We start from the raw sequence: 12,559 nt of genomic DNA on the forward strand, positions 1-12,559 counted from the left end.
ACGGACGCCCCTCACAGCGGCCCAACTCGCCCTTTACGGGCGGGAGTCACCCGGGCGAAGTCACTTCTTGGACTTGCTCTCGCCGTCGGAGTCGGAGGACAGCACGGCGATGAAGGCCTCCTGCGGAACCTCCACGCTGCCGACCATCTTCATCCGCTTCTTGCCTTCCTTCTGCTTCTCCAGCAGCTTGCGCTTACGGGAGATGTCGCCGCCGTAGCACTTGGCGAGGACGTCCTTGCGGATGGCGCGGACGGTCTCACGGGCGATGACCCGGGAGCCGATGGCGGCCTGGATCGGCACCTCGAAGCCCTGCCGGGGGATCAGCTCGCGCAGCTTGGCCACCAGGCGCACGCCGTACGCGTACGCCTTGTCCTTGTGCGTGATCGCGGAGAACGCGTCGACCTTGTCGCCGTGCAGCAGGATGTCGACCTTGACCAGGTCGGAGATCTGCTCGCCGGTGGGCTCGTAGTCCAGCGAGGCATAGCCGCGGGTCTTGGACTTGAGCTGGTCGAAGAAGTCGAAGACGACCTCCGCGAGCGGGAGGGTGTAGCGGATCTCGACGCGGTCCTCGGAGAGGTAGTCCATGCCGAGCAGGGTGCCGCGGCGGGTCTGGCACAGCTCCATGATCGCGCCGATGAACTCGCTGGGCGCCAGGATCGTGGCCCGTACGACCGGCTCGTGCACCTCGTCGATCTTGCCGACCGGGAACTCGCTGGGGTTGGTGACCTCGTGCTCCGTACCGTCCTCCATGATCACGCGGTAGATCACGTTGGGGGCGGTGGCGATCAGGTCGAGGCCGAACTCGCGCTCCAGGCGCTCGCGGATGACCTCCAGGTGCAGCAGGCCCAGGAAGCCGACGCGGAAGCCGAAGCCGAGCGCGGCGGAGGTCTCCGGCTCGTACACCAGGGCGGCGTCGTTGAGCTGGAGCTTGTCCAGGGCCTCGCGCAGCTCGGGGTAGTCCGAGCCGTCCAGCGGATACAGGCCCGAGAAGACCATGGGCTTGGGGTCCTTGTAGCCGCCCAGCGGCTCCGTGGCGCCCTTGCTGAGCTGGGTGATGGTGTCACCCACCTTGGACTGGCGGACGTCCTTCACACCGGTGATCAGGTAGCCGACCTCACCGACGGAGAGACCGTCGGCGGGCGTCATCTCCGGGGAGTTCGTGCCGATCTCCAGCAGCTCGTGGGCCGCGCCGGTCGACATCATCTTGATGCGCTCGCGCTTGCTGAGCGTGCCGTCGACGACCTTCACGTACGTCACGACGCCGCGGTAGGAGTCGTAGACCGAGTCGAAGATCATCGCGCGGGCCGGGGCGTCCTTCGTGCCCACCGGGGGCGGGACCTCACGGACCACCTTGTCCAGCAGCTCGGGGACGCCCACGCCGGTCTTGGCGGAGACCCTCAGCACGTCGGACGGGTCACAGCCCACGAGGTTCGCCAGCTCCAGGGCGAACTTCTCGGGCTGGGCTGCCGGCAGATCGATCTTGTTGAGGACCGGGATGATCGTGAGGTCGTTCTCCATCGCCAGGTAGAGGTTGGCGAGGGTCTGGGCCTCGATGCCCTGGGCGGCGTCCACCAGGAGGATGCAGGCCTCGCACGCGGCCAGCGAGCGGGACACCTCGTAGGTGAAGTCGACGTGACCAGGGGTGTCGATCATGTTGAGGATGTGGGTCGGGCCACCGTCCTCGTCCGTACGGGCCCAGGGCAGTCGGACCGCCTGGGACTTGATCGTGATGCCGCGCTCGCGCTCGATGTCCATGCGGTCGAGGTACTGCGCGCGCATCTGCCGCTGGTCGACGACGCCGGTGATCTGGAGCATCCGGTCGGCGAGGGTCGACTTGCCGTGGTCGATGTGCGCGATGATGCAGAAGTTACGGATGAGAGCCGGGTCGGTACGGCTCGGCTCCGGCACGTTCGTAGGGGTCGCGGGCACGCAGGGTCCATTCAGTGAACGCGGGTCGGCGGGACTTGGTTGTGTATGTCTCCCCCCATGGTCCCACGAGCGGCGGCATCGGTCCGGTTTGGGAGGCCATAGACCCTGCTGGTAGCCTGGTCCACTGCGCTTCGTGCCCTCTCTGTACGAGGCGCATCTCGAAATCCAACGAACCTGAAAAGGCTCTTTCGTGGCGAACATCAAGTCCCAGATGAAGCGGATCAAGACCAACGAGAAGGCTCGTCAGCGCAACAAGGCTGTCAAGTCGGCTCTGAAGACCTCGATCCGTCGTACCCGTGAGGCCATCGAGGCCGGCGACGCGCAGAAGGCCACCGAGGCCTTCGCGGTTGCGGGCAAGAAGCTCGACAAGGCCGTCAGCAAGGGTGTCATCCACAAGAACGCCGCCGCCAACAAGAAGTCGGCGCTGGCCAAGAAGGTCTTCGCCCTCAAGGGCTGACCCTTCGATCCACCGCTGCCGGCGGGGACCCAGCGGACCCTCTCACCGCTCCCCACCAGTGCAGCACCACGCATGACATGCGTCACAGCGCCGCACGCGGCCTGCGTTCGCCACGCGGGTGCGGCGCCCCGGCCGAAATACGCCGGAACAGCGCGAATCGCGCGAACAGCTTGAAACAGAAGGCCTCGCGGCTTCCCTTCCCCAGGGGGCTGCGGGGTCTTTTGCGTTGTGGGGGGGGGTGGGTGGGGGCTGGGCGCGGGGTACGGGGCCCGGCCGCGGCTCGTAGGGCGGCCTTGTCGAAGCCCGGTGCGGCTCGGCCGCGTCCCAAAGGGGCGCGGGGAACTGCGCGACCGGCCACGACGCCCCCGCAGGCGACTCACCGCACATCCAGCGGAGCGCTCAGCCGCGCAAGCGGGCTCGTGGGCGTATCGGCGAGGGCGTGGGCGTACGGGCCGAGAACGCGGGCGTACGGGCGGGAGCGCGGGCGTACGGGCGGAAGCCACGGGCGTACGGGTGGGGGCGCGGCGGTTCCGGCCGGGGCGTGCCGTCCAGGGCGCACTGCTCGGGACGTAGCGCTCGGGGCGGGCGGCGGGGCCGTACCGTTCCGGGTGTGCGGCGGGTCAGCGGGAGCGGGCCGCGCGGGCGATGGTGACCACGGCCTTTTCCAGGGCGTACTCGGGGTCGTCGCCGCCGCCCTTGACGCCGGCGTCGGCCTCGGCGACGGCGCGCAGCGCCACCGCTACGCCGTCCGCCGACCAGCCGCGCATCTGCTGCCGTACCCGGTCGATCTTCCAGGGCGGCATGCCCAGCTCGCGAGCGAGATCACCGGGGCGGGCGCCGCGCGGGGCGGAGGCCAGCTTGCCGATGGCGCGGACGCCCTGGGCCAGCGCGCTGGTGATCATGACGGGTGCGACCCCGGTCGAGACGGCCCAGCGCAGCGCCTCCAGGGCCTCGGCGGCCCGGCCCTCCACGGCGCGGTCGGCGACGGTGAAGCTGGAGGCCTCGGCGCGGCCGGTGTAGTAGCGGGCGACCACGGCCTCGTCGATGGTGCCCTCGATGTCGGCGGCGAGCTGGGAGCAGGCCGAGGCCAGCTCGCGCAGATCGCTGCCGATGGAGTCGACGAGCGCCTGGCAGGCCTCCGGGGTGGCCGAGCGGCCGACGGAGCGGAACTCGGCGCGGACGAAGGCCAGGCGGTCCGCGGGCTTGGTCATCTTGGGGCAGGCGACCTCACGGGCACCGGCCTTGCGGGCGGCGTCCAGCAGGCCCTTGCCCTTGGCGCCGCCGGCGTGCAGGAGGACGAGCGTGATCTCTTCGGCGGGCATGCCGAGATAGCTCTTGACGTCCTTGATCGTGTCCGCGGACAGGTCCTGCGCATTGCGGACCACCACGACCTTGCGCTCGGAGAAGAGCGAAGGGCTGGTCAGCTCGGCGAGGGTGCCGGGCTGGAGCTGGTCGGGGGTGAGGTCCCGCACATCGGTGTCCGCGTCGGCGGCCCGGGCGGCCGCCGTCACCTGCTGCACGGCACGGTCGAGGAGCAGGTCCTCCTGCCCCACGGCGATCGTGACGGGGGCGAGCGGGTCGTCGTTTGCTGTCTTCCTGGCCATCGCGCTCCAGCATCCCATGCCCCACTGACAGCGGGGCGCCGGTCATGGGCCCGGACCCGTTACCGGTGACAGGCGTATCGGACAATGGCGCCGTGAGCGATGTTCGACATGTACTGGTGCTGCCCGACCGCGACGCGGCAGAGGAGGTCGCCGAGGCCCTGACGGAACGCTTCGGCGTCACACAGGAACCCCAGCTCGTACGCGACGCCCTGGCCGGCGAGGACGACGCCGAGGACGCCCAGTGGCTGGTCGTCCTCGAAGACCCCACCGCCTCCCAGGACCCCGCCGCACTCGACGAACTGGCAGCGGAGCACGAGGGCTGGCTGGAGGCCGAGTAACGGGCACGGCCGGGCAGCGGGCCAGGCGCGGTGCCGGGCCGGTGCAGTTCGGTGCCGGGCTGGTGCCGTTCGGTCCCGGGCCGGTGCAGTTCGGTGCCGGGCTGGTGCCGTTCGGTCCCGGGCCGGTGCAGTTCGGTGCCGTGCGGTGGGCCAGGCGCCGGTCGGAGCGGGGATACACCGGCCGGAGAGGACGTGCAGCGGTGGAGGGGGCGTACGGCGGAGAAGGCGTACAGCGGCCGGTGGGCAGGCGTCGGGCCGGTCTGCGGGGCCGGGTGCCGTGCAGCCGGTCAGATACGGGCCGAAGGGCAGGCAGCGGGCCGGGCTCGGCCTGATTCGGGTGCGCCGTATGCCGGCCGGAAACCAGCGGAAGCCGGTGGACCGGCCGGAGGACGAACTCCCGTCGGGTGCGGGCACCGGCAGAAGGGCTGGCGGCTGGCGGCTGGCGGGGTTGTCGGACGAGGGCTGCTGGGCAACCGCGGCGCGGACGTCGGTCGCAGGGCGGTGGAGGTCAGGTGGGGGTTGGGGTGTTGGCGAACCAGCGGCGGGTGCGGGTCACGGCTGACTGAGGGGTCTGGGCGACGATGTCGGCCACGGTCTGGGCGGCCAGTTCGCGGCGCCAGGCCAGTTCGGCGCGGCGCATGGCGGTGGAGATGCCGCAGGGGTGGCGGTACTCGCGCTCCGGGGCCTCGGCGCCGGCTCCCTTGCGGCGGATCTCGGCGCAGCGGAAGGCCTCGTCAGGGCCTTCGATGGCGGCGACGACGTCCATGAGCGTGATCTTCTCCGGGGGCCTGGCCAGCCGGAAACCGCCCCGGACGCCGGGAGTGGAGGAGAGGATTCCGGCGCGTACGAGGGACTGCAGCCGCTTGTTGAGGTAGGCCGGGGGCAGCTCGAAGGAGGCGGCCAGCCGCGCCGTCGGCACCGGCTTCTCGTCACCGAGCCAGGCCAGCGTCACACAACAGTGCAGGCCCCATTCGACACCCTCGCTCATCCTCATATTCCGGAGTCTACTGGTCCGGATTCATGGTCGGCCGGGACAGCCGCCGCCGCCCGAAGGGGACAGCGGATGAACCTCTGATGACGGGTCGCCGAAGCGGCGTTCGGAGCGCGGCCGGGTCTCTACATTGCAGGCATCCGTCTTTTCGATCTCCTGTGCGGGGGTGTCGTGGCGCTGCCGGATACCGAGACGATTCTGGCCGCGGCCGGACTCGTGGCGACGGCCGTGGTATGGGCCGTGGAGCGCTTTCTGCCGGGCCGTAAGCGCATCGGCTACCGGGTGCAGATGGACACGGCGATCGGGATGAACCCCCAAGACGCGCACACTCTCGTGCAGTTGAGGCTGCTGCGAGAGGAGCAGGAGGTCAGCGAGGCGACGCTGGTGCTGTTGCGGTTCGAGAACGACGGCGGCAAGGACATCGTGCGCCAGGACTACCAGGAGCCGCTGACGGTCGAGTTCGCGGAGCGTACGGTCGTCGGCGTCGAGGTCCCGGATGCCAACCCGCCCGATCTGGTGGGGATGCTGACGCGCAACGGCGGCGGGCTGCGGCACAGCGGCGGCCGCCTGGTCGTCCCGAAGGTCCCGTTGAACAAACGCGATCACTTCAAGCTGCTCGTGCTGCTCTCGGGGAGCGGCGCAGGCAGCGCGGGTGGCGGCTCCGCGGTGGCCGTCGGGGGGTTCGTCAGCGGCGGCCGGATCCGGCGCAATGCGCAGCGCTGGGGGCCGCGCAAACCCAGCCTCGCCCTGGGTGGGGTGTTCATCGTGCTGGTCGGACTGCTGGGCGGGCTGTTGCTGAGCGCCCAGGCGGCTCCCGCGCGCGGCGAGTGCGCCTCGGGGCGGCTGACCGTGGACGGGTCCACCGCCTTCGCGCCGCCGATGCGGGAGATCGCCCGGCAGTACGAGGCGCGCTGCCCGGGCGCCGAGATCGCCGTGTCCGAGAGCGGGAGCCTGGCGGGGCTGGGGCGGCTGAGCCGGGCCGGGCGGTCCGCGCCGTCGGGCGGGCCGGGGTTCATCGCCGTGTCGGACGTGGCGGCGCCGTCCATCTACCGGCGGCTGGAGGGACGGCGGATCGGTGTGGTGCTGCTCGGCCTGGTGGTCAACGAGAAGACCGGCGTCAACGACCTCACGCTCGCCCAGGTACGCGGGATCTACGACGGCACGTACACCAACTGGAAGCAGCTGCGCGGCCATGACCTGCCGATCCATCTCGTCGGCCGGGACGCGGCGTCCGGCACCCGCCGGGCGTTCGAGACGACCGTGCTGCGCGGCTCGGAGCCGGGGGTGGTCTCCTCCTTCGACTGCAGCGGCAAGGACCGCGACGAGAAGGCCCGCATCGTGCGCTGCGAGCTCAACAGCACCGCAGCGCTGCTCGACGCGGTCAACCGCGTGCCGGGCGCGATCGGTTACGCCGAGGTGTACGCGGCGGGCCGGCGCCCGCATCTGGTGAGTGTGCGGCTCAACGGGCACGAGCCCGACATCGAGTGGGGCAAGCAACGCGCCTATCCCTTCTGGACGGTGGAGTACCTCTACACGTACGGGCGGCCGGAAGACGGCACCCTGGCCGCGAAGTTCCTGTCGTTCATGAACTCCGACACCGCGAAGAACATCATGCGGATGTTCAAGCACGTGCCCTGCGCCGACCACGAGAGCGTGCCGGACTCCGTCTGCCGCCCCTGACGGCGGTGGCGAGCCGCGCCGAGGTGCCCAGCACCGCCAGCGCGCCGTCCGTATCCGTACGCAACACCGCGGCTCCGTGCGCGCGCAGGGCGGCGAGGGTGCCGGGGGCCGGGTGCCCGTACGGGTTGCCGGCGCCGCACGAGATCAGCGCCAGCCGCGGCGCCAGCCGCCGTATGAGCTGGGGGTCTTGGTAGGCGGAGCCGTGGTGCGCGACCTTGACGACATCGACGGGCCCCAGGGCGGGGTGAGTGCCCAACAGGGCCTGCTGGGAGGGTGGTTCGAGGTCGCCGAGGAGCAGCAGCGTCAGCCCGCCGGTGCGGACGAGGAGGGTGACGCTCGCGTCGTTGGGGCCTGAGGTGGCGACGTCGGGCGTGGCGCCGTTGGATGGGGCGCCGTTGGGTGGGACGCCGTTGGGTGGGGCGGGCCACAGCACTTCCCAGGTCAGGGGGCCGAGTCGGCGCCGCTCCCCCGGTGCGGCCTGGATCACGGGCACGCGGGCGGCCGCGGCCTGGCGGCGGACGAACTCCGCCTGGTCCCAAGGCTCTTGGAGGGTGGTCGTCTCGATGGCGCCTACGGAGCGGCCGCGCAGCGCGCCGGGGAGGCCGTCCACGTGGTCGGCGTGAAAGTGCGTGAGTACGAGCAAGGGGATGCGGTGGATGCCGAGGTCGGTGAGGCAGCGGTCCATGGCGCGTGGCTCGGGGCCGGTGTCCACGACCACGGCCGTACCGTCGCCCGCCGCCAGGACCAGGCCGTCTCCCTGGCCCACGTCGCAGACCACCGCTCGCCAGCCCGGAGGCGGCCAGCCGGTGAGGACGCGGGTGAGCGGAGCCGGGCGCAGCACGGCCAGCAGCAGGACGAGCGCCAGGAGAGCGGCGAGCCAGCGGCGGCGCAGGAATCTGCGGCCGAGGAGGGCGGCGGCGACAGTGGCGGCGGCCAGCAACAGGCCTCCCGTCCAGCCGCCGGGCCAGGCCAACTCCGCTCCGGGCAGCGCGGCGCCCGTACGGGCGACACCCGCGATCCACTCGGTGGGCCAGCCGGCGCACCACGCGAGGGCCCCGGCGACGGGCGGGGCGAGCGGGGCCGCGGCGAGGGCGGCGAAGCCCAGGACCGTCGCGGGGGCGACGGCGAGTTCGGCCAGCAGGTTGCAGGGGACGGCGACCAGGCCCACGCGGGCGGCGAGTACGGCGATGACCGGCGCGCAGACCGCCTGGGCCGCGGCCGCGGCGGCGAGCACCTCGGCGAGCCGGGGCCGTACGCCACGGCGCTGGAGCGCGGCGCTCCAGCGCGGGGCGAGGGTGAGCAGCGCGCCAGTGGCCAGGACGGAGAGCAGGAAGCCGTAACTGCGGGCCAGCCAGGGGTCGTAGAGGACCAGCAGGAGTACGGCGGCGGACAGCGCGGGAAGGAGGGAGCGGCGGCGGCCCGTGCCGATGGCGAGCAGGGTGATCAGCCCGCAGGCGGCGGCGCGCAGCACGCTGGGGTCGGGGCGGCACACGAGGACGAAGGCGAGCGCGACCGAGCCGCCGATGAGGGCGGTGGTGCGCAGGGAGAGCCCCAGGCGGGGCGCGAGACCGCGGCGCTCGGCGCGTACGGCCAGGTGGGGCGGGCCGATCAGCAGCACGAGCACGATCGTGAGGTTGCTTCCCGACACCGCCAGGAGGTGGGTCAGGTCGGTGGACCTGAAGGCCTCGTCCAGGTCGGGCGGGACGCGGGAGGTGTCCCCGACGACCAGGCCGGGGAGCAGGGCACGGGCATCGGGCGTGAGGCCGTCGGTGGCCTCCCTGAGCCCGGCCCGCAGGCCGCCCGCCATGCGCTGGAGGCCGTTCGGGGGCGCGGTGCGCCGCGGGCCGGTGTCAGTGGTGACCCGCAGTACGGCGGCGACCTTGTCGGCCGGGCCGAGCGGCGGGGCCGCGCGCGCCCGGACCAGAATCCGGGTGGAGGGCAGCAGGGCCCGCCAGGAACGCCCCTCCGGCGGCATCTTCCGTGGATGCACGACGACGAGGACGGGCGTACGGGCGGCCGTGACCGCGCCGTCAGGGGCGGTCACCCGGCGGGCCTCGGCGGTGAACACGACCGCCGCGGGCGTCCGCTGTGCCCCGCGCACCCGCGGCCGCGTCAGCCGCGGGTCGCCCGTCACCTCCACCTCCGCGGTGACGTGCGCGTATTGACGGGCGAGCGACGGGAGCGGGCCGCGCCGCAGGTCCGCTGCGTGCAACACGGCGGACATCGCCCCGGCCACCGCGCACAGCAGTACGGCAGCACAGGCGACCAGCGTGCCCGGGGTCCAGGCCGCCCGGCGGCGGTGGACGGGACCGGGACGCGCGGGCTCCTGCGTGCGCCGACGCGACGTATCCGCGGAGGCCGCGGACGGCATGGCATCACCGTCGGCAGATGGCACGGCGCCACCGTCGGCACTCCTACCGTCGGAAGAGCTGGAACCGGCCCTCAAACCACGGCCGATGCTGATGCCGCTACCGGCGCGAGCTCTCGTGCTGGGCCGCTGCTCGGCGGTGGCCGGGCGGGCTGTGTGCTGCGTAACGGCCGGGACAGGTCCGTAAGGTCCCGCCTCCCGCCCGAAGCGCGGACCGCGCGGCGCCTGACGTGGCGCATCACAAGACGGAGGGTCGCCCCGCGAGGCGCACCCAGGGGCGGTCTCGGCCGCACCGGGCTCAGGAGAGGCGTTCGGCCGGGCAGGGCCGGGGCCAGGATGGAATGAGGGCGGTCCAGGGGCGGGCTCGTCGGGTGTGGGGGCGGGGGCAGGCTCGGGGACAGGGACGGGGCCGGGGGCAGCGCCAGGGACGAGGCCGGAGCTGTGGCCAGGGCCAAGGCCGTGGACGTGGTCAGGGCCGTGGACAGGGTCAGGGCCGTGGACAGGGTCAGGGCCGTCGCCAGGGACGGAGCCGTGGCCAGGGCCAAGGCCGTCGCCAGGAACGGGGCCGGAGCCGTGGCCAGGTCCAGGGCCGTGGCCAAGACCGTGGCCAAGGCCGGAGCCAGGGACAGGGACAGGGCGGGAGTCGGAGCCGGGCTCGGGCTCGGGCTCGGGCTCGGGCTCGGGCTCGGGCTCGACGGAGTCTTGGGTGCGGTGGCGTAGGGACGCGTGGAGGGCGAGAGCGGCGAGGGCGGCTGCCAGGGTGCAGGTAATGGCCGCCTTGGTGGGTGAGGTGCCGAGGGCGAGGGCGGCCGCGCCCCATGCCGCGAGGGCGGGCAGCATCAGGCGGAGGTCGACCGGGCCTTCCTGGCGGGGCTCCGAGGCGCCGTACGGCGATGCCGCGGCGGCGTGCACCTCCCTGCGCTGCTCGGTCATGGCTGAACCAGGGGGCGCAGGTCGGCGAAGCGGCGATCGCCGATGCCGTTGACGTCGCGGAGCTGGTCCACGGAGGTGAACCCGCCGCGCTGAGTGCGGAATTCGATGATGTGCCGGGCCAGGACGGGGCCGACGCCGGGGAGGGTGTCGAGCTGCTCCGCGGTCGCGGAGTTGAGGCTCACCGGGCCGGCCGCCGCCCCGGCACCGCCTCCGGGCGCCGCGCCACCGCCCGTACCGCCCACGCCCGTTCCGGGCCCCGCGGCCTGACCCGCGCCCGGCGCACCGACCACGATCTGTTCCCCGTCGGCCAGCAGCCGGGCGCGGTTCAGCCCTTGGGTGTCCGCGCCGCGCAGGACGCCGCCCGCCGCCTCCAGGGCGTCGGTGACCCGCGACCCGGGCGGGAGGCGGTGGATGCCGGGGCGGCGCACCTTGCCCGCGACATCGACGACGATGCGCTTGCCGCCGACAGCCGCGGAGCCGGTCGTGTTCCGCGCCCCGTCCTGCGGCGCGTCCGGCTGTCCGCGCGGCGGGGCCGCCACGATGGGCGCGGGGGCGGGTGCGCGTACCGGCTGGGGACGCGCACTCCAGAAGTGGTGGGCCGCGAAGGCGATCGCCACGAGGAGGACGACGCCCAGCGCGGCGAGCGCCTTGGGGTCGATGCCGCACCTCAACTGCACCCATAGCGGCAGCCGTTCACGCAGCGCGAGCCGGGACCGGCTCCATCTACCGTTCTGTGAAGGGGAATCGGAGGAGGGAGGCGACGCCGCACCCGATGGGGCGGGCGGCGGAGAGTGGGGCGCGGGGACAGGGGCGGGAGGGGCAGGGGCGGGAGGAGCGGGGGTGGGAGGGGCAGGGCCGTTGACGCGAACGGAGGGCCCGTCGTCCCGCTCGGCCCGCCGCTCCCCCTCGGGCAGGCGGTCCGGGAAGAGAACTTCGGCGCGGGCCCGTACCGCTGCCGCGGTCTCGGCGCGGCGGGCGGCCGTGCGCCCCAGCCGCCCTCGGCGGGCCTCGCGGTGCGGGTGGCGGGAGCGGACGTCGGAGCCGGGGGCCCGCCCTGGCCCGGCGGTTGCGGAGAGTGATCGGTATCCCATGCCGATCGACGGTAGAGCCCGCCCGCCGATCGCGCTGAGTCACCTCAATTTCCGTGGATAACCGGCCAGTTGTGGAAAACTCCGTCACTCGAACGGCGAGTCGGACGGCGACACGGACCACGACTTGAGCAGCAGCTCAGACAGCGGCCCGGGCACCGGCTCACACCACCGCGGCCAGCAGACAGCCGCCCACCAGGAACACCCCACCCCCATCCCCACCTAGCGCGGCGAAACCACCACGCCCAGCAGCCCCGGCCCCGTATGCGCCCCGATCACCGCGCCCACCTCGCTGACGTGCAGTTCCTCCAGGCCGGGGACCCGCTCCCGCAGCCGCTGCGCCAGCGCCTGCGCCCGCTCCTCCGCCGCGAGATGGTGCACGGCGACATCCACCTGCGCCGCGCCCGCCCGCTCGGCGGCGATCTCCTCCAGCCGCGCGATCGCCTTGGAGGCCGTACGGACCTTCTCCAGGAGTTCGACGCGCCCGTCGGCCAGCTGCAGCAGCGGCTTGACCGCCAGCGCCGAGCCGAGCAGGGCCTGGGCGGCCCCTATCCGGCCGCCGCGCCGCAGGTAGTCCAGCGTGTCGACGTAGAAGTAGGCGGCGGTGCCCTCCGCGCGCTTCTGCGCCGCGGCGACCGCCTCGTCGATGTCCCCGCCGCCCTCCGCGGTCTCGGCGGCGGCCAGCGCGCAAAAGCCCAGCGCCATCGCGACCATGCCGGTGTCCACGACCCTTACGGGGACGGGTGCCTCGCGGGCCGCCAGCACCGCAGCGTCGTAGGTCCCGGAGATCTCCGAGGACAGGTGCAGCGAGACGATGCCCTCGGCGCCCGCCTCGGCGACCGACCGGTACGTGGCGGCGAAGGTCTCCGGACTGGGCCGTGAGGTCGTCACGGGCCTGCGTTTGTGCAGGGCCTGTGCCACCGATCTGGCCGAGATCTCGGTGCCCTCTTCCAGGGCCTCGTCCCCCAGGACGACGGTCAGCGGCACCACGGTGATGTGGTGGCGAGCCAGTGCCGCCCGCGGCAGGTAGGCCGTTGAATCGGTGACGATCGTGACATGGCGGGACATGACTTGGAGGTTATCCGGGGATCCCGGCGCCCGACAGTGCGGGCCCGCATCAAGATCCTCCAGGAATCACCAAGCTTGCGCCAAGCGCCCCGGCGCACCCCGC

The 12,559-nt window shown here is 72.9% G+C and carries 10 protein-coding genes; 4 read left to right on the forward strand and 6 right to left on the reverse strand.

The genetic code is table 11. The features are described from left to right. Positions 1-60 precede the first annotated feature (60 nt). On the reverse strand, positions 61-1,929 hold the full coding sequence (lepA, locus tag AC4IJH_RS22145) for a translation elongation factor 4 (RefSeq protein ID WP_490853550.1): 1,869 nt from the start codon (positions 1,927-1,929) through the stop codon (positions 61-63). A 190-nt stretch (positions 1,930-2,119) separates the two neighbouring features. On the opposite strand from lepA, the gene rpsT reads away from it, so the two are divergent. Continuing rightward, positions 2,120-2,386, forward strand: a complete 267-nt coding sequence (gene rpsT, locus AC4IJH_RS22150; protein WP_490853551.1) for a 30S ribosomal protein S20 — start codon at positions 2,120-2,122, stop codon at positions 2,384-2,386. A 620-nt stretch (positions 2,387-3,006) separates the two neighbouring features. Here rpsT and holA read toward each other — a convergent pair. After that, the gene (gene holA / locus AC4IJH_RS22155) at positions 3,007-3,990 is read right to left on the reverse strand and encodes a DNA polymerase III subunit delta (RefSeq protein WP_490853552.1); all 984 of its coding nucleotides are present in this window, start codon (positions 3,988-3,990) and stop codon (positions 3,007-3,009) included. 92 nt (positions 3,991-4,082) lie between these two features. Here holA and AC4IJH_RS22160 point away from each other — a divergent pair, with 92 nt between their 5' ends. Beyond that, positions 4,083-4,328, forward strand: a complete 246-nt coding sequence (locus tag AC4IJH_RS22160; RefSeq protein ID WP_490853553.1) for a hypothetical protein — start codon at positions 4,083-4,085, stop codon at positions 4,326-4,328. 508 nt (positions 4,329-4,836) lie between these two features. Here the strand turns inward: AC4IJH_RS22160 and AC4IJH_RS22165 are convergent. Next, positions 4,837-5,322 (reverse strand): RrF2 family transcriptional regulator, encoded by a 486-nt coding sequence (locus tag AC4IJH_RS22165; RefSeq protein ID WP_490853554.1) that lies wholly within the window; start codon positions 5,320-5,322, stop codon positions 4,837-4,839. A 168-nt stretch (positions 5,323-5,490) separates the two neighbouring features. On the opposite strand from AC4IJH_RS22165, the gene AC4IJH_RS22170 reads away from it, so the two are divergent. Beyond that, positions 5,491-6,999, forward strand: a complete 1,509-nt coding sequence (locus AC4IJH_RS22170; protein ID WP_490853555.1) for a substrate-binding domain-containing protein — start codon at positions 5,491-5,493, stop codon at positions 6,997-6,999. Here the strand turns inward: AC4IJH_RS22170 and AC4IJH_RS22175 are convergent. Further along, complete coding sequence (locus AC4IJH_RS22175; RefSeq protein WP_490853556.1) at positions 6,941-9,370, reverse strand: ComEC/Rec2 family competence protein; 2,430 nt, start codon at positions 9,368-9,370, stop codon at positions 6,941-6,943. The two genes, AC4IJH_RS22170 and AC4IJH_RS22175, sit on opposite strands and share 59 nt — an antisense overlap. A 438-nt stretch (positions 9,371-9,808) precedes the next feature. Between AC4IJH_RS22175 and AC4IJH_RS22180 the strand changes: the two genes are divergently transcribed. Then, positions 9,809-10,087, forward strand: coding sequence for a hypothetical protein (locus AC4IJH_RS22180; protein ID WP_490853557.1), 279 nt, complete (start codon positions 9,809-9,811; stop codon positions 10,085-10,087). Between the two features lie 209 nt (positions 10,088-10,296). On the opposite strand, the gene AC4IJH_RS22185 is transcribed toward AC4IJH_RS22180, so the two are convergent. After that, a complete protein-coding gene (locus AC4IJH_RS22185) occupies positions 10,297-10,977 on the reverse strand; it encodes a ComEA family DNA-binding protein (protein ID WP_490853558.1) in 681 nt (226 codons plus the stop codon). Between the two features lie 633 nt (positions 10,978-11,610). Continuing rightward, positions 11,611-12,456 carry a DegV family protein gene (locus AC4IJH_RS22190; protein ID WP_490853559.1) on the reverse strand — a complete coding sequence of 282 codons (846 nt, stop codon included), beginning with the start codon at positions 12,454-12,456 and terminating at the stop codon, positions 11,611-11,613. Positions 12,457-12,559: the final 103 nt, after the last annotated feature.

Source organism: Streptomyces sp. UF-297, assembly GCF_058245575.1.

What these genes read in the sequence shown, in the direction of transcription:
- holA (WP_490853552.1), bottom strand. Translation starts at nt 3,990, where the DNA reads ATGGCCAGGAAGACAGCAAACGACGACCCGCTCGCCCCCGTCACGATC.
- AC4IJH_RS22175 (WP_490853556.1), bottom strand. Translation starts at nt 9,370, where the DNA reads ATGCCGTCCGCGGCCTCCGCGGATACGTCGCGTCGGCGCACGCAGGAG.
- AC4IJH_RS22190 (WP_490853559.1), bottom strand. Translation starts at nt 12,456, where the DNA reads ATGTCCCGCCATGTCACGATCGTCACCGATTCAACGGCCTACCTGCCG.
- AC4IJH_RS22165 (WP_490853554.1), bottom strand. Translation starts at nt 5,322, where the DNA reads ATGAGGATGAGCGAGGGTGTCGAATGGGGCCTGCACTGTTGTGTGACG.